Annotated in this window: 18 protein-coding genes; 1 reads left to right on the top strand and 17 read right to left on the bottom strand. The window is 51.5% G+C overall.

What is annotated here, in order from left to right:
• Positions 1–36 precede the first annotated feature (36 nt).
• From dnaG to yqfC, 14 genes are all read right to left on the bottom strand, one after another.
• Positions 37–1,872, bottom strand: a complete 1,836-nt coding sequence (gene dnaG / locus ACQ76X_RS06400; RefSeq protein ID WP_340896944.1) for a DNA primase — start codon at positions 1,870–1,872, stop codon at positions 37–39.
• 24 nt (positions 1,873–1,896) lie between these two features.
• Complete coding sequence (locus ACQ76X_RS06405; RefSeq protein WP_076109190.1) at positions 1,897–2,370, bottom strand: YaiI/YqxD family protein; 474 nt, start codon at positions 2,368–2,370, stop codon at positions 1,897–1,899.
• Positions 2,371–2,549: 179 nt separating this feature from the next.
• Positions 2,550–4,631 (bottom strand): glycine--tRNA ligase subunit beta, encoded by a 2,082-nt coding sequence (gene glyS / locus ACQ76X_RS06410; protein ID WP_438492370.1) that lies wholly within the window; start codon positions 4,629–4,631, stop codon positions 2,550–2,552.
• Positions 4,624–5,511 carry a glycine--tRNA ligase subunit alpha gene (glyQ, locus tag ACQ76X_RS06415; RefSeq protein WP_438492372.1) on the bottom strand — a complete coding sequence of 296 codons (888 nt, stop codon included), beginning with the start codon at positions 5,509–5,511 and terminating at the stop codon, positions 4,624–4,626. Before glyQ ends, glyS begins: the two co-directional genes overlap by 8 nt.
• A gap of 474 nt (positions 5,512–5,985) precedes the next feature.
• Positions 5,986–6,741 carry a DNA repair protein RecO gene (gene recO / locus ACQ76X_RS06420; protein WP_038595420.1) on the bottom strand — a complete coding sequence of 252 codons (756 nt, stop codon included), beginning with the start codon at positions 6,739–6,741 and terminating at the stop codon, positions 5,986–5,988.
• A gap of 36 nt (positions 6,742–6,777) precedes the next feature.
• Positions 6,778–6,921 (bottom strand): YqzL family protein, encoded by a 144-nt coding sequence (locus tag ACQ76X_RS06425; RefSeq protein WP_341095525.1) that lies wholly within the window; start codon positions 6,919–6,921, stop codon positions 6,778–6,780.
• Positions 6,922–7,028: 107 nt separating this feature from the next.
• Positions 7,029–7,859, bottom strand: a complete 831-nt coding sequence (gene era, locus ACQ76X_RS06430; protein WP_231578510.1) for a GTPase Era — start codon at positions 7,857–7,859, stop codon at positions 7,029–7,031.
• Positions 7,860–9,048: 1,189 nt separating this feature from the next.
• The gene (locus ACQ76X_RS06435; protein WP_038595422.1) at positions 9,049–9,468 is read right to left on the bottom strand and encodes a cytidine deaminase; all 420 of its coding nucleotides are present in this window, start codon (positions 9,466–9,468) and stop codon (positions 9,049–9,051) included.
• A gap of 252 nt (positions 9,469–9,720) precedes the next feature.
• Positions 9,721–10,116: a diacylglycerol kinase family protein gene (locus ACQ76X_RS06440; RefSeq protein ID WP_438492375.1), complete on the bottom strand. Its 396-nt coding sequence runs from the start codon at positions 10,114–10,116 to the stop codon at positions 9,721–9,723.
• Entirely contained in the window at positions 10,116–10,613 is a 498-nt protein-coding gene (gene ybeY / locus ACQ76X_RS06445; RefSeq protein WP_438492377.1) for an rRNA maturation RNase YbeY, read from the bottom strand. Before ybeY ends, ACQ76X_RS06440 begins: the two co-directional genes overlap by 1 nt.
• Positions 10,610–12,865 carry an HD family phosphohydrolase gene (locus tag ACQ76X_RS06450; RefSeq protein WP_438492379.1) on the bottom strand — a complete coding sequence of 752 codons (2,256 nt, stop codon included), beginning with the start codon at positions 12,863–12,865 and terminating at the stop codon, positions 10,610–10,612. The genes ybeY and ACQ76X_RS06450 overlap by 4 nt, the downstream gene beginning before the upstream one ends.
• Positions 12,866–12,882: 17 nt before the next feature.
• Positions 12,883–13,854 (bottom strand): PhoH family protein, encoded by a 972-nt coding sequence (locus ACQ76X_RS06455; RefSeq protein WP_038595428.1) that lies wholly within the window; start codon positions 13,852–13,854, stop codon positions 12,883–12,885.
• 6 nt (positions 13,855–13,860) lie between these two features.
• A complete protein-coding gene (gene yqfD, locus ACQ76X_RS06460; protein ID WP_438492380.1) occupies positions 13,861–15,051 on the bottom strand; it encodes a sporulation protein YqfD in 1,191 nt (396 codons plus the stop codon).
• Positions 15,048–15,341, bottom strand: a complete 294-nt coding sequence (gene yqfC, locus ACQ76X_RS06465; RefSeq protein ID WP_038595431.1) for a sporulation protein YqfC — start codon at positions 15,339–15,341, stop codon at positions 15,048–15,050. Before yqfC ends, yqfD begins: the two co-directional genes overlap by 4 nt.
• 206 nt (positions 15,342–15,547) lie before the next feature.
• Between yqfC and ACQ76X_RS06470 the strand changes: the two genes are divergently transcribed.
• Positions 15,548–15,679, top strand: a complete 132-nt coding sequence (locus ACQ76X_RS06470; protein WP_438492382.1) for a hypothetical protein — start codon at positions 15,548–15,550, stop codon at positions 15,677–15,679.
• Positions 15,680–15,787: 108 nt separating this feature from the next.
• Here the strand turns inward: ACQ76X_RS06470 and ACQ76X_RS06475 are convergent, their stop codons facing one another.
• The 3 genes from ACQ76X_RS06475 to ACQ76X_RS06485 form a co-directional block, all read right to left on the bottom strand.
• Positions 15,788–16,396, bottom strand: coding sequence for a hypothetical protein (locus ACQ76X_RS06475; protein ID WP_438492384.1), 609 nt, complete (start codon positions 16,394–16,396; stop codon positions 15,788–15,790).
• Positions 16,397–16,412: 16 nt separating this feature from the next.
• Positions 16,413–17,414: a flotillin-like protein FloA gene (gene floA, locus ACQ76X_RS06480; protein WP_038595434.1), complete on the bottom strand. Its 1,002-nt coding sequence runs from the start codon at positions 17,412–17,414 to the stop codon at positions 16,413–16,415.
• A gap of 61 nt (positions 17,415–17,475) precedes the next feature.
• Complete coding sequence (locus tag ACQ76X_RS06485) at positions 17,476–18,807, bottom strand: NfeD family protein (protein WP_438492481.1); 1,332 nt, start codon at positions 18,805–18,807, stop codon at positions 17,476–17,478.
• Between the last annotated feature and the right edge of the window lie 208 nt (positions 18,808–19,015).

Genomic DNA, 19,015 nt, shown 5'->3' on the forward strand with positions numbered 1-19,015 from the left:
CGACTCCCTCCTCCCTAGGTACATCCTGTCAATTCCTTATTGTCTCTCTAGGGTTATAATCTCACTTGCAATTTGTGCCGCACGCAAAAAGTCACCGGATTTCTCCGCTTGAATCATTTCTTCGCGTTTTTGTTCCATCCTGCGCTGCAGGGGGTACTTCCGTACTTCACGGATGCAATCGTCCAAAACCTGCGTGTTCCAATCCGGCGGTGTGTCCATCATGGATATCGCTGTTGCAGTCTTCTCCAGACGATCATCCTGTAGTGATGATAAAAAACGGCTGATGCCGGGTGGCTTGCCTTGCGCATAATAGGCATATAGATAAGCGGCGATTGCCGCATGATCATCGATGTTGAACTCTTCTCCGAGGCGTTCGCCTACATAAGTAGCAGCTTCCGGGTCCTGAATCATAAAGGAAAGCAGGCGCCGTTCCGCAACATGATAAGCGGGCAGTAAAGTAGGTGTCTGCACTTGCCCTTTTTTATGCCTACCATTATTCCACCTTTTATCGTTATTATCCCCTTCGGGGATGTTTTTTTGCATCGACGCCCGCAGCAAGTTGCAATCCTGCTTTAAGCTATCATATGACAGCTCCAGCTCTGAGGATATTTCCCGCAGATAAACTTCACGCTCGGTCGATGATTGCAGTGATGCAATAATCTCCAATGCCTCCTTGACATAGGCGATTTTGCCGTCTTCCTCTAGGAGTATATGGTTTTTTTTCAGATATATAAGCTTAAATTTTATGGATGATACCACCGAATCCATCACCTGTTCCTTGAATCTGTCCCCGCCGTGACGGGAGATAAATTCATCCGGATCCAGACCGCTCGGCAGCACGGCAACCTTCACCCGCAGATCATTGCTTTCCAGCATCGGGATCGCCTTCATCGCTGCAGCTTGTCCCGCCCGGTCGCCGTCGTAGGCAAGAACAATCTCGTCAGCCAGGCTTTTCATCAGGGCTACATGTCCCTCAGTCAGCGAGGTTCCCATGGTAGCCACGCCGTTATGCACACCTGCTTCCCAGGCCGAAATGACATCGCCGTATCCTTCGAAGAGGACGATTTGCCGCGTTTTGCGGATGGATGCTTTGGACTGGTGCAAATTGTACAGTATCCGGCTTTTATTAAATAGTCTGCTCTCCGGGGAATTCAAATATTTCGGCTGACCTTCCCCAAGAATTCTTCCGGCAAAAGCGATGGTCTTGCCTGTGCGGTTCGCAATCGGAAAAATCACGCGCCCGCGAAAGCGGTCGAGATAACCTTTGCCCTCGCCCCTGGCAGACAACAGCCCGCCCTTTTCCATTTCAGCAAGATCAAAATTCCGTTTCTCCAGAAACTGCAGCAGGGTGTCCCATCGGTCTGGAGCATAGCCGATTTGAAACTGGTCGATCATTTTATCACTGAAGTTCCGGGATCTTAAATAATTCATTGCGGCAGTGCCGTATTCCGTGTTCTTCAGCAAAAAATGATAAAATTTGGCCGACAACTCATAAGCCTGTATCAGCCGGTCCCGCTCGGGATCGGGAGGAGATAATGTGCCTCCTTTGCCTTCGGGAATAGCAATATCGCTTTCTTCCGCCATTATTCTGACTGCTTCGGGGAAGGATAACCCTTCGATTTCCATCCTGAATTTGATGGCATTTCCGCCCATACCACAGCCAAAGCAATGAAAAACTCCCCGGTCCGGGGTTACGGTGAAGGAAGGGGATTTCTCCGAATGGAACGGGCAGAGGCCCCATAAATATTTCCCCTGCTTGGACAAATGGACAACCTTACCGACGGTATCGACAATGTCATGCCGCGCCAGCACGCTCTCGATAACTTCTTCTGGAATATTACCGTGTCCGCTAGCCAGTTCAACCACCTTCATCTCTTAACAAATAAATATAATTCGCTATAGCTCCACATTCTCCTGCAAAAGTGTTAAAAGTTTTGTCAGTTTATGTTGAAAATTCATTTTTTCCTCTGCGGTGATGGCTTTTGGGCCCTTGGAATAGTGCCCACGCCTGCGTTCCACCGCACTGGCATGCCTGCTCTCCAGCATAAAATCCATGTTGGAATTGTCATATTCCTGTCCCCGGTTAGAGAGCACCTTGCAGCGTTTGCCGAGCGCAAGTGCCGCCAGGCCGTAATCCTGGGTAATGACTACATCTCCAGCAGAAACATGATTGGCAATATAGAGGTCTGCACTGTCAGCACCGCGGTCCACCTGCACCACAGTAACACCTTCTTCAGCTTGCAGCACATGGTCAAAAGAAGAAACCATCAATACCGGAATGCCGAAAGAACGGGCTACAGCAACGATTTCCTTCTTGACCGGGCACGCGTCCCCGTCGACTACAATTGTTCTTGCTTGGGATCTCAACATGACATCACCAAATTCCCGTGTAATATATATACGCTTTGCCAAACGAAAATCCTTCTTTGATAAAGCATAAATACGGAACGAATGTCAACTTACGCATTGGCACCGTTCCGTATATTTATACCCTAAACCATCGATCTATACCATAAAAATCACAAACATTACTTGAATGCTGCCGGGTTTTACCAAACCAGCTTACCGAAATCGGCAAAAGATTTGGAGTCGGCATCAATGCCGGCCAGCAGCGCAAGACGGTTCGCGCGTATTCCCTCATCTTCAGCCATAACCATTACGGAATCGAAGAATCCGGTAACGGCATCCTTAAGGCCGGAAAGAATCCGCAGCGCCTCAGCAGCATTTCGGGCAGTGAGCGCTTCATGATACGGCGTGTGAATACCCTGCCATGTTTCGTACAGCTTAAGCTCAGCTTCTTCTTTCAGCAATGAAGGCTCAACCACAATACCTTCCGGCGCCTTCGCTGCCAGATTGCTGATACGAGTCAGCGAATCCACAGTGATCTTGAAATCGGCGACGTCATTCACTGCATCGGTAAGCGCACGGCTTCTGCCTACAACAGCGACAATGTCATCAAAACCAGCGGCAGTCACAGCATCCACCACATCGTAGCGGATTTTGTCGTCTGACAAGAGTCGTTTTACGCGCAGACCGAAGAACTCGTAAAGGTTTATACGCAGCTCAGGGGCAAAATGTTTCTCTGTGCGCAAATTTTCATGAATTTCCAAAGCCGCAGCGAAAATTTCCTGCAAAGAGATCGGCAATTGATGCTCCAGCACCATCTGCACGATTCCTGCCGCCTGGCGGCGCAGCGCGTAAGGGTCCTGTGAACCGGTCGGTATAATGCCGATGGAGAAGCAGCCCACGATCGTATCGATTTTATCGGCCAGACTGACTACAAGACCAGCTTGCGTAGAAGGAACTGCATCTCCGGCAAAACGCGGCTGGTAATGCTCAAAAATACCTTTTGCCACATTTTCCGCTTCTCCCGCTTTGCGGGCATAATCTTCACCCATTGTGCCCTGAAGCTCAGGGAACTCATAGACCATCTGCGTCACCAGATCGAATTTGCAAATATCGGCCGTACGGCTGACTTCAGCCGCGGTATCTGCGGACAGTCCCAGCTTCGCAGCAAGCTTGTCAGAAATGGCCCGGATGCGGCGAACTTTATCACCAACGCTGCCCAATTCTTCGTGATACACGATTGATTCCAGCTTAGCCAGCGCATCGCTGATCTGCAGTTTCTGATCCTCTCCATAAAAGAATTTCGCATCCGATAGGCGGGCACGCAGCACCTTTTCGTTCCCCTTGGCAATGACGTCCAGCGATACTTCGTTTCCGTTACGCACGGTAACGAAGAACGGCAGGAGCGTGCCTGCGCTATCTAAGACCGGGAAGTAACGCTGATGCTCCCGCATCGAGGTGATCAGCACCTCTTGCGGGATATTGAGGAACGAAGGATCGAAAGTGCCAAACAGCACAGTCGGTGTCTCTACCAGGAATAGCACTTCCTCCAGCAGATCTTCTTTGATGGCAATTGTCCAGCTTTTCTCTGCTGCCAGCTTGTTGATCTGGTTCAGAATCAGCTCTTCGCGTTCCTTCACATCAACCAGCACGTGCTGCGCACGCATAGCTTCCACATAATCCGCAGGTTCAGCAATAACAACATTCGTTCCAAGGAAACGGTGGCCGCGGCTCGTATTGCCTGCTTTAACCCCTGTAATTTCCAGATCAATGATCTCTTGCCCAAACAAGGCAACCAGCCAGCGGATCGGACGGACAAATTTAAAATCATACGCTCCCCAGCGCATATTTTTCGGAAAGGTCATCGAGCTGACAATGCCGCTGAGTCCTTCGGACAATAGCGAGGAAGTATTTACACCTTCACTGTTTTTGGTGGCGTAGATGTACTCCACTCCGGCCAATTCTTTAAAGGTAAACTGCTCCGTCGACACCCCTTGGCTGCGGGCAAAGCCGAGTGCGGCCTTGCTCCACTCGCCGCTCGCGTCCAACGCGATTTTGCGAGAAGGGCCCTTCACCTCTTCGCTGATATCCTCTTGCCTTTCGGCAGCATCCTTCACCAGGACCGTAAGGCGGCGCGGTGTTGCATATGCGTTGACTCCGCCATGGGAAATACGCGAAGCTTCCAGCCATTTAGTTGTTCTGTCTTTCAACTGCTCCATCGCAGCGCGGATGAAGCGTGCAGGCACCTCTTCCAAACCGATCTCGAACAATATATCTTTAGACAAGGTCAGCACCTTCTTTCTTCAGCAGCGGGAAGCCAAGCTTCTCGCGTTCCTCAAGATATGTCGCCGCAACGGTACGGGCCAAATTCCGCACCCGCGTAATAAAGCCCGTGCGTTCGGTAACGCTGATCGCTCCGCGTGCATCCAGAAGATTGAAGGTATGCGAGCATTTCAGCACATAATCGTAAGCCGGAAACACCAGATGGTGCTCCATAGCTCTGCGCGCTTCCTCTTCGTAGGTATTAAAGAGTGTGAACAGCATTTTGACATCAGAGACTTCAAATGTATAGGTCGAGTGCTCAACCTCCGGCTGATGGAATACATCACCATAGGTCATGCCGTCCACCCATTCCAGATCAAACACATTTTCTTTCTTCATGATGTTGGAGGCCAGCCGTTCCAATCCGTATGTGATCTCAACAGCAACCGGTTTGGTCTCAATTCCTCCGACTTGCTGGAAGTAAGTAAACTGAGTAACCTCTTCCCCGTTCAGCCATACTTCCCAGCCAAGGCCTGCGCAGCCCAGCGACGGATTCTCCCAGTTATCTTCGACAAACCGGATATCATGCAGCAGCGGATCTACGCCAAGCGCCTTCAGGCTTTCCAGATAAAGCTCCTGGATGTTGTCCGGTGAAGGCTTGATGATCACCTGGAACTGGTGATGCTGGTACAGGCGGTTCGGGTTCTCGCCATAACGTCCATCCGATGGACGGCGGGAAGGCTCGACATAAGCTACTTTCCATGGCTCCGGTCCAAGCGAACGTAAAAACGTCATGGGGTTCATCGTGCCCGCCCCTTTTTCCGTATCATACGGCTGGACGAGAATACAATTCTCTGCTGCCCAGAACTGCTGCAGTGTCAAAATCATCTGCTGAAAATTCATACTACCGACTCCTTCGCTTACAAGTTTTTGGCACGCTGTGCCCTGAGGCATCTTGCTCTTGCGCGATGGAGGCGGCACTCTTTTATACTTGCGGCGGTACAGAATTCTTAAATTAACATCCATGCCACAAGGCAAAAAAGCTCCCGCCCCCATGCCTGATATACAGACATAGGGACGAGAGCTTAACTTATTCTCCCGCGGTTCCACCCTACTTGATTACGCAACCGGTATCCGGCCAATAAACAGGGCCACATCCGATCAGCGCAATCCACTTTTCATTCTGCCGTTACCGTACTCCCGGGTGCCCTGTTCATGAACCTTGTCCCGCCAGGCTTCCACTATCCCCGGCTCGCTTTAAGCGACAAATTTGCCCACTACTTTCCCGATCACTGTACGTCTCCAAATGTCAGAGCAACAACGGCTGTATACAACAAGAAGAAACTGTCACCATAGTAACGGAAAATTTGGATTTCGTCAAATATCGTATTTGTCGAGCTGATCAAGAAACCCCTGTGACTTCAGTTTCAGCCCGAGCTGCATGTCCATAAAGGCACGCATAATCTTTTTAAGTTCTGCGCGGGTGCCTTCCTTCACGTCGACATTTCCAAGCCGGGTTAAATCTAGTGCAGCGAATAAACGCAGCAGCTTCAGCGCCCGCGGAGAAATCTCCATGGCCGGAGGATCATTATGCCTGCAGCTGCGGCAGAGCACCCCGCCGAGGCGGGGGCTTATTCTGAGTTCTTCATCAGGCTTGTCCAACCCGCATACGACACAGGCATCCAGTTCCGGACCATATCCGGCCGCCTGCAGTATTTTCATCTCAAAAACATTTATAATGACGCCGGGTTCCTTGCCGTCCTCAAGTGCATTCAAGCAGGCTGAAAGCTGGCGGAACCAAAAGCTTCCCGTCTCCTCATCATGCAGCACACGGTCAAGCAGCTCGCAGGCATATGAAGCATATGCCGCTTTGAACAAATCCCCGCGCAGCGGATGGTGAGACTGTGTAATTTCCCCGGCATTTAATGTACCCAGTCCCCCGTTGTTGCGGAAAAACACAAATTCCCCTACAGTGAACAGCTGGATCAGTGCAGCATGGCGGCTTTTGACCTTCTTGGCGCCACGCACCAGAACGCCTACTTTGCCGGCGTTCTCGGTGCAAAGCGTAATAATCGCGTTCCCCTCGCCGTAGTCCATGCTGCGGATGACGATCCCTTCCACCCTGTGTAGCATGCCTCTTCCCCCAACCATTCGGCAAGCAACCAGTCCTTATTGCGCTTCTTCATCAAGGGCCTTCTCTTCCTCTGCAAGCAGCAGTCCGCCTTCATCCAGCGGATCTCCGGCTTCCCTGTACAGCAGATAAGCATCGACATCTCCAGTCATTGCAAAATACTTCCACGAAAAGTCTCGCATTCGTATTCATCCTTTCTTCGGAAACACGATGTCTCTTCAGAAATAGGATGTGCGATGTACCAGGTTCTATCCTTGCAATTCCTGCCAAGAAGCTGCGGAGCCCAAGATTAAAGGTCTTTATGGAAGCCCAAATCCCGCAGTACGCGGTCCTGATTGCGCCAGTCTTTTTTCACTTTTACCCATAGCTCCAGAAAAATCTTCGATCCCAGCAGGTTCTCGATATCCGTACGGGCCCGCCGGCCCACTTCTTTCAGCAGCGCACCCTGCTTACCGATAATGATCCCCTTCTGGGAATCGCGCTCCACAAAAATAACAGCGGAAATATGCACAACCCCATTGGGTTCTACACTCATATCCTCGATAGCCACCGCGATGGAATGCGGCACCTCTTCGCGGGTCATATGGAGAATCTTCTCGCGGATCAGCTCCGCGCAGACGAATTGCTCCGGATGATCGGTAATCTGATCGTCGGGATAATACTGCGGACCTTCCGGCAGATATTTCGCCACCTGATCCAGCAGGGTATTCACATTGTTGCCAAGCTTGGCGGAGATCGGCACAATTTCGGCAAACTCATGCAGCTTGTTGTACTGTGTAATCAGCGGCAGCAGCGCCTCCGGCTCGATCTTGTCAATTTTGTTCATCACCAGAATAACCGGTGTCTTGATACTGTGTAATTGCTCGGCGATAAAGCGGTCGCCGCCGCCGAGTCCTTCGGATGCGTCCACCAGAAACAGCACAGCCTCCACTTCATGCAGCGTGCTCATCGCCGTCTGGTTCATGTAATCGCCCAGCTTGGATTGTCTTTTATGGATACCCGGCGTGTCCAGAAATACGATCTGCGAGTTGTTTGCGGTGTAAACCCCGTGGATTTTGTTTCTGGTTGTCTGCGGCTTGTCCGACATGATGGCTATTTTTTGGCCAATCACCTGGTTCATGAGCGTCGATTTGCCTACGTTCGGTCTGCCGATAATGGCGACAAACCCTGATTTGAATTTCAATATAATCTTCCTTCCTTGACATAACTTCAAATTCATAAAGTTTCTTTTGAAAAACCTTTTCGATCCCCCTAAATCCCCCTTAGCCAAGGGGGACCCCAAGGGCCCCGGCCCTCTGGACACCCGGAATGGGATAGCACAGTTAGGTTCGGCGCTTGGAATAGGCGGCGTGCTTTGAGCGCTTTCGTTCCCTGCGGGAACACGCTTGGACGGTTGCGCAGGGGATATTACTCAAAACCTTTTCGATCCCCCTAAATCCCCCTTAGCCAAGGGGGACCCCAAGGGCCCCAGCCCTCTGGACACCCGGAATGGGATGGCACAGTTAGGTTCGGCGCTTGGAATAGGCGGCGTGCTTGGAGCGCTTTCGTTCCCTGCGGGAACACGCTTGGACAGTGGCGCAGGGGGATATTACTCAAAACCTTTTCGATCCCCCTAAATCCCCCTTAGCCAAGGGGGACCCCAAGGGCTCCAGCCCTCTGGACACCCGGAATGGGATGGTACAGTTAGGTTCGGCGTTTGGAATAGGCGGCGTGCTTTGAGCGCTTTCGTTCCCTGCGGGAACACGCTTGGACGCTGGCGCAGGGGTATTACTCAAAACCTTTTCGATCCCCCTAAATCCCCCTTAGCCAAGGGGGACCCCAAGGGCTCCAGCCCTCTGGACACCCTGAATGGGATGGTACAGTTAGGTTCGGCGCTTGGAATAGGCGGCGTGCTTGGAGCGCTTTCGTTCCCTGCGGGAACACGCTTGGACGGTGGCGCAGGGGATATTACTCAAAACCTTGTTCGCGATCCCCTTAGCCAAGTTACTCTGAAGATTAAGAGTTGTTTAGCACATTTTGAACATTTTCACGCTGATCGTATCGTTAACAATTTGAAGCAGTCTCACATGATATTCTGTTGCATTTTGTGCAGCTGAATTCACATAAATATGGCTCTTTTCTGCATCTGCTGCATTTTGTACAATTGATTTGCTCAGAACAGGCGAAAAACAGGCGAACTACCTCATTCTGCTGCACAAAGTGCAACAGATTTCCATTTCAAAGAAACATCAGCTAATTCTACTGCACATAGTGCAGTAGAATACAGTTAACATCGAAACAGCTTACCGCTGTTTTCTAAATGCAGGCTTTTACTCAGGAGCCTGGCCCTGCTCCAGATCGTCCGGACCGAAAGCGCCCGGGAGCAGGTCACGCACGGTAGTCTCCACGATATCGCCTTTCATGTTCCCGAGGATGACCTTCATGTCGGGACCGCATAGTTCCACCATCACCTGCCGGCAGACACCGCAGGGTGATACGGGGCCATCGGTATCCGCAACAACCGCGATGGCCTGGAAGCTGCGGGCTTTATGGCCGTCCGCGATGGCGCGGAACATCGCAGTCCGCTCCGCACAGTTGGTCGGCCCGTAAGCAGCATTCTCAATATTGCAGCCATGATGGACATGGCCGTCCTGATCCAGCAGCGCAGCACCGACGCCAAAGCGGGAATAAGGTATATAGGCACTCGTTCGTGCCTTTATCGCTTCTTGAAGAAGTAGCGCAGAATCCATAGTGATCCTCCTAAAAGTTTTGTAAGCATAGACTTCATCGAGCAACTTCGGACAAAACTTGCTTCGAAAGCATAACCCTAAGTTTTGTAAGCATAAATTTCATTGAGTTGATTCGGGCAAAACCGTTTCCCCTACACACCATTAAATTTGTTCAACATACAGGATTCTTACTGCGAGAAGTATGGATCTAACCAAAGATGGCGGAGCGCAAAACGCCGATCCGCCTCTCCCCGAGCTGAAGTTGTAAACTGATTATGACATAAGTCCAGTGATCCAGTCCATCACCGGATGATAAAAAACATAGATTCCCGTAATCACAGCAAACACCGCCGTAAGCAGCACAGCACCTGCGGCGGTATCTTTGGCAGTCTTGGCCAGGGGATGAATCTCCGGTGAGACCAGATCAACCGTCGCTTCAATAGCCGTATTCAGCAGCTCAGCGGTCAAAACGAGCGTAATTGCCAGCAGCAACAGCATCCAGCTTGCCGCAGGAAGTCTGAATACGGCGGCAGCGGTAAGCACAAGAACAGCCAAGCCGCTATGTACCTTCATATTCAGTTCGGATTTGAACGCTCCGGCAATGCCCTGCGCTGCAAATCGAAACGAATGCCAGAACTTTTTGTGGCCTACCGCCGTATTTTTGACCATTAGCGTGTTAACCCGACCTGAGCCAGCACATGCTCCTGCTTGGACATCATTTCGGCCTCAGAAGCAGCATCCTGATGATCGTAGCCCAGCAGATGCAAAAATCCGTGCACAAACAGGAAACCCAGCTCACGCTCCAGGGAATGGCCATATTCCAAAGCCTGCTCCTGCGCGCGGGTGACAGAGATAATGATATCCCCCAGCACATTCGGCACTTCTTCAAGCTCTTCATTCTCTTCTTGTCCGTATATAATTTCCAGCTCATCTTCGCCGGTTTCATTCATGGCAAAGGAAAGCACGTCCGTTGGACGGTCAATTCCCCGGTATTCCCGATTGAGCTCATGGATCCGTTCATTGTTGACGAAGGTAAGATCCACCTCGCCGCCCTCAATACCTTCGGCTTCACCCGCTTTTTGTAGAATGCGCTCCAGCAGGGATATTAGCTCGTCATTAATCTCGTGTTCTTCCTGTTCATTGCTCCAAGCGATTGCAAGACTCATGTATTTACGGCTCCTTCCTCTTTTTTAGGTTTCTTCACTTCCTCCGGATATTCGATCCGGGAATGAAAAATCCCCATAACCGTTTCTTTCAGCGTCCGCGCGATAATATCCAATTCCTTAATCGTCAGATCACACTCATCGAATTGATGGTCATCCAGCCGGCTTTTGATAATCTTCTCGATCATCGTCTCCACCTGCACAACCGTCGGCTTGCGAAGTGAACGGACAGCAGCCTCCACACTGTCGGCGATTCCGACAACTGCAGATTCCTTCGACTGCGCCTTCGGCCCCGGATAACGGAAATCCTCTTCCGTGAAATCAGGCTCCACACCCTTCTCTTCAGCCAGCTTCAGTGCTTTATGATAAAAATAGTGCAGAAATGTCGTGCCGTGATGCTGTTCGGCAATGTCGCGGATCGGTTTGGGCAGCTTGTACTCCTTCTGCATTTCCACCCCGTCGCGGGCATGGGCCACGATGATTGATTTACTCAGCTTCGGTTCAATCGAATCATGCGGATTCTCCATGTTGTTCTGGTTCTCGATAAAATAAAACGGCCGCTTCGTCTTGCCGATATCATGATAATAGGAGCCTACGCGGCAGAGCAGCCCGTCCGCCCCGATCGCCTCCGCCGCAGCTTCTGACAGATTGCCGACCATTACACTGTGATGATAGGTTCCGGGCGTTTCTGTAAGCAGCTTGCGCAGCAAAGGATGATTCGGATTCGACAGCTCTACCAGCTTGAGTGCCGATAGAATGCCAAAGGTAGCCTCGAAGAAAGGCATTAGGCCGATTACAAGTACCGCAGTCAGCAGACCGCCGGCAAAGGCAAAGCCGATAGCGTACAGTGTCTGCGTCTGATTCCAGTCTCCGCCGTTCAGCAGCGTCAGCATAAACACAGCCACACAACCGAACAGGGACACCATGATCCCGCCTTTCAGCAGCGTAGAGCGCTGCCCGGCGCGGTGGGTGGCGAAAATAGCCACATAGGAAACAATAAGCGCAAAAAAGCCGAAGTTGAAATCAAATACCGTATTCTGCTGCACATTCAATATAATACTGGAAAGAATACTGAACAGGATGGAACAGAAATAAGCCAGCGTCATATCCAGCAGCATTGCGATCAGCATAGCGCCAATGGCTACCGGAGCCAGGAACCCGACATAAGACCGGACATCGGTCTGTAAAAACGCGGCAAGCCGCATCGAGATGATCGTAATAATAAACACAAGCACCAGCATAAGCAGCTGGGAATTATTGTACTTGAAGCCGGAGGTCCCCCCGGTATAACGGATGAACATCAGCAGACCGGCGGAGAGCATAGCTGACAGCAGGAACAGGCCCAACTGCGGCCAATAATTGACCTCATTGCTCAACAGGCCGCTCTCATCCAGCAGTGCGTACAGCTCGGGTGTAATATAATCCCCTTTAGCAACAAGCACATCCCCCTGCTCAATGAACACATCCGGCGTGTTCTCGCGGGCCTGCACCTTAGCTTCCTTGGTGGCTTCCTCATCGTAGAACTTATTGCTCGTGATCACCAGCCGTACCAGCTCCTGCACCACCTCACGGGCTGTGCGCTGGCTTAGCGAGCTGACGCTGACCTGCTCCGCTACCTTCGCGCGCGCAGTCTGGGCATCCACAATCTGGTCGTTCATCAGCTTGGTGACAATATCCCGGGCAACCGGCTTCATCTCGATGATGTCCTGGGAGGTCAGCCGCGGAATTTTGATATAAGTCTCTTCCGGGATGACGTAGGTCTGCTCTTTGATGACGGACTGCATCTCATCAAGCAGTGTAGTGGAATACGTGCCGGAGTTACGGCTCGAATTCACAAAGTTCACGATAAAATCATTGGCCCGCTGCGGGATTACATCCTTGTAAATGCCGACCTTGTCACTTTGTGAAATCAGATCATCCTGATTGAGCCGGTCAATCCGGTCTAGCAGCAAGGTTACCAGATTATCGAGCCTCATCGGGATAATCTCATACCTGTTCTGCACGGTCTCAGCAGCCGCTTCCTGAGCCTTCAGCGTAGCCTTGCTGTCGAGTATTTGCTTCGGCGCAGTAATTTCCTTGGCGCTTTTGGTATTTTCTTTAATATCATAGCGTTTGGGCAACAGATCGGACGAGAGACTGAAGTAGAACACAATCCCCAATAACAGGAAAAGAGCATAGCGCGTCGCCGCGCTATACTTCCAGCCGTTGTTGCCATATACAAATCCGCTTAATTTCGATGGTTGCTTTGAGGCCATGGAGACAGTCCCCTTTGTTATTCCTGGTTTTCGGCAGAGCGGTCATAGGCGACGATAATTTTTTGCACCAGGGAATGCCGTACGACATCCTGTTCCGCAAAATAAACAAACCCAAGCTCCTCGATGCCTGACAGAATCGCCTTCGCTTCGATCAACCCGGATTTTTTGCCGCGCGGCAGGTCAATCTGGGTAACGTCACCCGTAATAACCATCTTGGAGCCAAAGCCAAGCCGGGTAAGGAACATTTTCATCTGTTCAGGAGTCGTATTCTGGGCTTCATCCAGAATGATAAAAGAATCATCAAGCGTCCGTCCGCGCATATAAGCGAGCGGTGCAATTTCGATCAACCCCCGTTCCAGTGCCTTGGCAACCTGATCGGGGCCCATGACGTCGTATAAGGCGTCGTAGAGCGGACGGAGATATGGGTCAACCTTTTCCTGCAAATCGCCGGGAAGGAAGCCCAGGCTCTCTCCTGCTTCAACTGCAGGACGCGTAAGCACGATGCGCTTCACGGAACCTTCCTTCAGTGCGGTGACGGCGAGCACAACGGCGAGATAGGTTTTCCCTGTTCCCGCAGGTCCGATGCCGAAGACGATATCGCGCTTCTTGATCGAAGTCACATAGTGCTTCTGGCCAATCGTTTTGACACGGATCGGCTTGCCGCGGAAGGTTGTCGTAATTTCACCTTTGAACAAATCAAGCAGTTGGTCGGCGCGGAAATCCTTTGCCAGCTCCACCGCATACTGCACATCACGTTCACTAAGTATGTAACCGCTGCGGATCAGAGACAGCAGCACATTGAACAGCTGTCCCAGCATGTCCACTTCCCGCTCCGCCCCGCGTATTGTAACTTCAGCTTCACGCGAGTCGATAACCGCCGGTATTTCACTCTCGATAATTTTCAGAAAACCATCCTGCGGGCCGAACAGGGATTGCGCTTCTCCCGCATTTTGCAAAGATATACGAATGCTTGCAGTCTGTTCTGACAAGTAGCCTCATTCTCCTCGGTTGTTTACTATCGGAAGTTCTTCCGCGATTCTCTCTTCCACTTCAAAGAGCACTTTCATATAAACTTTACCATTCTCTTTCTTCTCATGCAAAATTTTTTGACTTTTAATAACGCTGTCAGTGCCGTAACGGGCCAAAATATCATTAGTTGCCCGGGTAATCCCTTCCTGCCGGGCAGCCTCCGGAGTTTTCGTGCCGGAAGTATATTTGACCTCCATTTCCTTCTCAGTCATCAGTCCAAGCGGCACCTGCAAAGAACGCCAGGACAGCAGATCATGCTCCGTAAGCGTACGTGATTTCTCAAATCCGGATTTCCCGTATCCCCAAAGTTGTACCGCCCAATTGCCGATCACCAGATATGTGCGGTCTTTCCGGTCCCCTGTATATGAACTGCCGGTTGTTTTGAGCGGCACCTCGATGTTGTATTCATGCCATACTAGACCCTTAACCTCGCCTTTGGCAACCACCGTCTGCATATTGTTTTCATCACCCAGGGTGCCGGAGATCAGAATATCCCCTTTTTTGACGCGCGAATTGCGCGCTACAACCGGTCTGCCCTGCTCGGCGTAGATCTCGGTAACCACCGCATCGGTTCTGCTGATCAGATGGCGCTGGCTGAGCAGCGGCTTGTTCTCGGGCTTGTCAGCCTCGACAACCTGGATGGTAATGCTCGTCCCCGTCCGCTGCACCCCTACCCAGGAAAGCCCCGGCATCCGCGAGGTCATCTCCCTGGAGAGCTTGTCCGGGTCCTCCATACGCCAAATCCACTGGAAAGGATAGATGCCTTCTTGACGAGCAGCGTCCAGAATATCTTCGGAGGCAATGAATTGATTCCCTTCGACTTTGATGCTCCACACCATTGAAGAAAGCAGCAGAAGGCCAATGCCAAACAGCAATAAACCGGCAGCAAAAAACTTCCGTTTCCACAGCCGCGCCAGCCGGAAGGGCAAGCCGTTCCTGCCTGTCACATGCATGCGGCAGCCTGTCTTTTTTAACAGCGGCCGAAGGACAAAAAAGTCATTCAGCAGCAGGTTCAGGGAAGCGCCATCCCCCCCAGGCCTCACATCCCATATGACGATGCCTTGTTCGTTCACTGCATTGATAAACCTTTCCACCTGCGGTCCCGTCACATGCAGTGTAACGAACCCCCGCAGAGATGCCAGAGGCGGTTCTTTCATGGTTTCTCCTCGCTTCCCTTATATCTGATCTCCCCGATTAAACCCTCTACAGCCAGTTCCTGGCCAAGAATATTCCGGATCACTAATCCCTCGCCGGAAATCTCCAGATAACCATTGACTAACGCAAGCTTAAGCTGCCCGGAGGAAAAATGCAGCACGCCGCGATGGTTCTCAATATACAGCTCCTTATTGCCGATCAGGGTGATTCGGGGCATCTCCTGCAGCACATCCTGCGGAAGATCCAATACCCCGTTTGTCCATCCCCGCAGCCTGCGGCCGATACGGGTCATATGTAGACTTCTCCCCCTTCCTGCCTTCTGTACACCTTATGCGGCAATGCTGTTTTTTATGAGAAGAACTCACCCTGCCTACTGTAATTTCAATATCAGCATAGAATCCGGCATCCCCGTTCCATTTGAAATTGGTTGAAAATACAATCCAAAATGTAAATCTCAAAATATAATAATCTATCTAAACAGGAACGGAGGAATTTACTATGACAGCTACGCCTAACCCGGATATTGAAGTAGTCGTTACCACCGTAGGCGTGGACGCTGGCGGCAAAATAGTGGACAACCAGCAGTATCTCTACACTGAACTGACCACAATTCCCGCTCTGACTCCGTAAAAGCATATCCTCTCCGCAACACCAAGAAGGACTTCATAAAAAAAAGCGGCAATCAGCCACCGGTGGAATACCGGCGGCTGATTGCCGCTTAATACTTCATAACTATACTTAACGCCGCGAAGAATGCGGTTTACGTGAACGGGGAGGAGCAAGGATTTCAGCCCATACCAGCCCGTTCCGCAGCGATTCACGATTATCTGCCAAACCATGACGGGCAGCAGATCGCTCGGAGACAGCGCCGCTCTTACGTGCATTGCCTGCGTCACCTGCCGCTGAAGCGCCTGCCATGCCGTCAAGCGACGCCTGCAGGCGTTCCAGCTCCCGCTGCACCCGTTCTGTACGCGCCTGTACGCCCTCTTCTCCCGATTGCTCAAGAGACATGCCTTCACCTGTATCATAGTCGGGAGAAGGCCGCTCAGGAGACTCCTTCCAGACAGGAGAAGCATCGTACTCACGCTCGTCATAGGACACAGAAGGCTGGCCCGGATAAGAAGACTCGCCTGGAACAGGAAACCCGCTGCCCTGACGGGCCGGGCTTTCATCCTCAGGGCTCTGTTCCTTATACCGGGCACGGCGGAGAGGAGTGGCGTCCCCTCCGCCGCCAAAAGTTGGCATACCGCCGCGTGGAGCATTTTTCTGTTTATTCTTCCCCGCTTTGTTCATGTTGGAAAAGATCGCAATCACAATGACTACGGCGATATAAATCAAACTGCTCATGGGATCTCACATCCCCTTATTTATTGGTCGGACGGCTCGAATCATCGCCATCATTTAATTTGCCGAGCGAGCCGCGCATTTGCGTGTCGGCTTCAATGTTTTTGAGGTTCATGTAATCCATGACCCCGAGTTGACCTGCACGCAGCGCTTCTGCCATAGCCAGCGGTACCTGAGATTCAGCTTCGACGACCAGCGCCTTCATTTCAACGACGCGGGCTTTCATTTCCTGCTCATGGGCAACGGCCATCGCTCTGCGTTCCTCCGCCTTGGCCTGTGCAATGCGTTTATCCGCTTCAGCCTGCTCGGTTTGCAGATAGGCTCCGATATTCTTACCAACGTCGATATCTGCAATATCAATGGACAAAATTTCAAAGGCCGTACCCGAATCCAAACCCTTGGACAAGACTGTACGCGAGATTGAATCCGGATTCTCCAGCACATCCTTATGGGAATCACTTGAACCTACTGTTGTTACAATCCCCTCGCCGACACGGGCAATGATCGTTTCTTCCCCCGCACCGCCGACGAGCCGGTCGATATTCGCCCGGACTGTAACCCGCGCTTTAACCTTGACCTCAATCCCGTTCTTGGCAACAGCAGCGACAATCGGGGTCTCAATCACCCGTGGATTAACGCTCATCTGTACGGCCAGCAGCACGTCGCGGCCAGCAAGATCAATGGCAGCGGCACGTGTGAATTCAAGCGGAATATCCGCCCGCTGGGCGGCGATCAAGGCATTGACAACCCGGTCGACGTTACCACCGGCCAAGTAATGGCTTTCCAGTTGATTGATATTCAGGCCAAGCCCTGCTTTGGTGGCTTTAATGAGCGGATTAACAATCCGGCTCGGAGTAACCCGGCGGAGTCTCATAGCCACCAGGGTAATAATGCTGATTCTTACCCCGGATGCCCATGCGGAAACCCACAGCATCACCGGGAAGAAACTGAAGAACACGCTCAGTACAATGATCACAACAACCGCGATCAGCAAAATCGGAATTAAAGACGCTTCGCCCATACTTTTTGTCAACCTCCGTTACATTTTTAAAATTCATAAACATACTGGCTGCAGGCTCCGCTTATTTCTCGGATTTCTTCACAACCACACGGCCTCCCTCGACCTTCACCACGGAAACTGGAACCCCCGAACTGATGAAGCTCCCTTCGGTTACCACATCCACACGTTCATTGCCGACCAAGGCCGTTCCGGCCGGACGAAGCGGTGTAATGCTGACGCCCGAGGCACCAATCAGACTCAGTTTCTCCAGCACCGGAACAAATCCCTGCTCTTTGGTTAGACTGTCGCGCAGAATAAACCGGTTCCAGATGCCCCGTTCCTTGAAGACCACAGCTACGATGGCGATAACTACTGTGGCTGCCGCAAAGGCTATTCCCAGATTCAACATTGCATGCTCTAAGCTGAACGCAGCCCGAACAACGCCTGCTACAAGGCTTACAGAGCCCAGCAAACCCAGAATTCCGAAGCTTGGGACAAACAGCTCCAGCACAAGCATGACAAGTCCCAGAATGAACAACAGCCAGGTCTCCGCTCCAGCAAAGCCCGCCACATAGTTGCCGAAGAAATAAAGGGCAAATGCGAGCGTCCCGATAATTCCCGGAGCGCCAAAGCCCGGCACCAGCAGCTCAATGACAATTCCGGCGATGCCGATGAAGAGCAATATCGTCATAATAATCGGATTTGTCAGAAAATGCGACATTTTTTCTGCTCCGGTATGTTCCACGCGAAAAATGTCGTCTGTGGAATAGCCAAGCAAAGTGATAGCCTCTTCCGGCGTATCGGCAAGATGATCGGCATATCCGGCTTTCAGCGCTTCATCGCTGGTCAAGGCAATAATTTGGCCTTGCGCTTTGTTCACCCCGAGTTCAGGCTTGTTCACGACAAGGTTCACATCCATCATTCCTGCAGCAATCTCCGGATCACGTCCGTTCAGTGAAGCGGCGCCAACCATCTTGGATTTCCAGTAGGAGACCATCTTTGCGTCATCCACGCTCTTTCCGTTCATATCCACCAGCGATGCAGCGCCGATCATACTTCCGGGCTTCATAATAATTGAGTTGGCGTTTAGGGCAATATAACTGCCGGCAGACGCAGCATCTCCTTTAATATAAGCAGCTGTAGGAATTTCACTGTCCCTGACCATCTGCCCGATTTGTTCCGCAGAGTCGACAAGTCCCCCTGGTGTATCAATCTCCAGTACAATCAGAACCGCCCCGTATTTTGCCGCCTCCTCAAATCCCCGCTCCAAAAAGCTTTGCAGTCCGCGTTCAATCTCCTGGTCAACCGGAATAATGAACACCGGCCCGCCCTTCAGCTTTTCCGCAGCCGTTCCTCCTGCAGCCGAAGAGGTCCCCTCTGCTTGCGTGTAAGCTGCAAACGGCGTCAAGAGCATCAGCAGCAGGACGGTGACTATGCCCGAAAAGGCAATTTTACGGATTTTTTTCACTTGTAAACCTCCTTTCTCTAAAAATAACTCCAGCACATAATCCTTAGTACGCCATTCCCGGAAATATGTTTCAAACAATCGTTCGGTCTGTACAGGAACACATTACCGGAAACAGGGCGGAGCAACAAAAAAAGGGAGGAAGTAAGCTGCGCTT

Source organism: Paenibacillus sp. IHBB 3054, assembly GCF_051594305.1.
Classification (GTDB): domain Bacteria; phylum Bacillota; class Bacilli; order Paenibacillales; family Paenibacillaceae; genus Paenibacillus_AQ.

What these genes read in the sequence shown, in the direction of transcription:
- ACQ76X_RS06405 (WP_076109190.1), bottom strand. Translation starts at nt 2,370, where the DNA reads ATGTTGAGATCCCAAGCAAGAACAATTGTAGTCGACGGGGACGCGTGC.
- ACQ76X_RS06440 (WP_438492375.1), bottom strand. Translation starts at nt 10,116, where the DNA reads ATGGTCAAAAATACGGCGGTAGGCCACAAAAAGTTCTGGCATTCGTTT.
- ACQ76X_RS06485 (WP_438492481.1), bottom strand. Translation starts at nt 18,807, where the DNA reads ATGCTCTTGACGCCGTTTGCAGCTTACACGCAAGCAGAGGGGACCTCT.
- floA (WP_038595434.1), bottom strand. Translation starts at nt 17,414, where the DNA reads ATGGGCGAAGCGTCTTTAATTCCGATTTTGCTGATCGCGGTTGTTGTG.
- dnaG (WP_340896944.1), bottom strand. Translation starts at nt 1,872, where the DNA reads ATGAAGGTGGTTGAACTGGCTAGCGGACACGGTAATATTCCAGAAGAA.
- ACQ76X_RS06425 (WP_341095525.1), bottom strand. Translation starts at nt 6,921, where the DNA reads ATGCGAGACTTTTCGTGGAAGTATTTTGCAATGACTGGAGATGTCGAT.
- ybeY (WP_438492377.1), bottom strand. Translation starts at nt 10,613, where the DNA reads ATGAGTCTTGCAATCGCTTGGAGCAATGAACAGGAAGAACACGAGATT.
- ACQ76X_RS06470 (WP_438492382.1), top strand. Translation starts at nt 15,548, where the DNA reads ATGACAGCTACGCCTAACCCGGATATTGAAGTAGTCGTTACCACCGTA.
- recO (WP_038595420.1), bottom strand. Translation starts at nt 6,741, where the DNA reads ATGCTACACAGGGTGGAAGGGATCGTCATCCGCAGCATGGACTACGGC.
- yqfD (WP_438492380.1), bottom strand. Translation starts at nt 15,051, where the DNA reads ATGAAAGAACCGCCTCTGGCATCTCTGCGGGGGTTCGTTACACTGCAT.
- era (WP_231578510.1), bottom strand. Translation starts at nt 7,859, where the DNA reads ATGAACCAGGTGATTGGCCAAAAAATAGCCATCATGTCGGACAAGCCG.
- ACQ76X_RS06435 (WP_038595422.1), bottom strand. Translation starts at nt 9,468, where the DNA reads ATGGATTCTGCGCTACTTCTTCAAGAAGCGATAAAGGCACGAACGAGT.
- ACQ76X_RS06475 (WP_438492384.1), bottom strand. Translation starts at nt 16,396, where the DNA reads ATGAGCAGTTTGATTTATATCGCCGTAGTCATTGTGATTGCGATCTTT.
- glyQ (WP_438492372.1), bottom strand. Translation starts at nt 5,511, where the DNA reads ATGAATTTTCAGCAGATGATTTTGACACTGCAGCAGTTCTGGGCAGCA.
- yqfC (WP_038595431.1), bottom strand. Translation starts at nt 15,341, where the DNA reads ATGACCCGTATCGGCCGCAGGCTGCGGGGATGGACAAACGGGGTATTG.
- ACQ76X_RS06450 (WP_438492379.1), bottom strand. Translation starts at nt 12,865, where the DNA reads ATGGCCTCAAAGCAACCATCGAAATTAAGCGGATTTGTATATGGCAAC.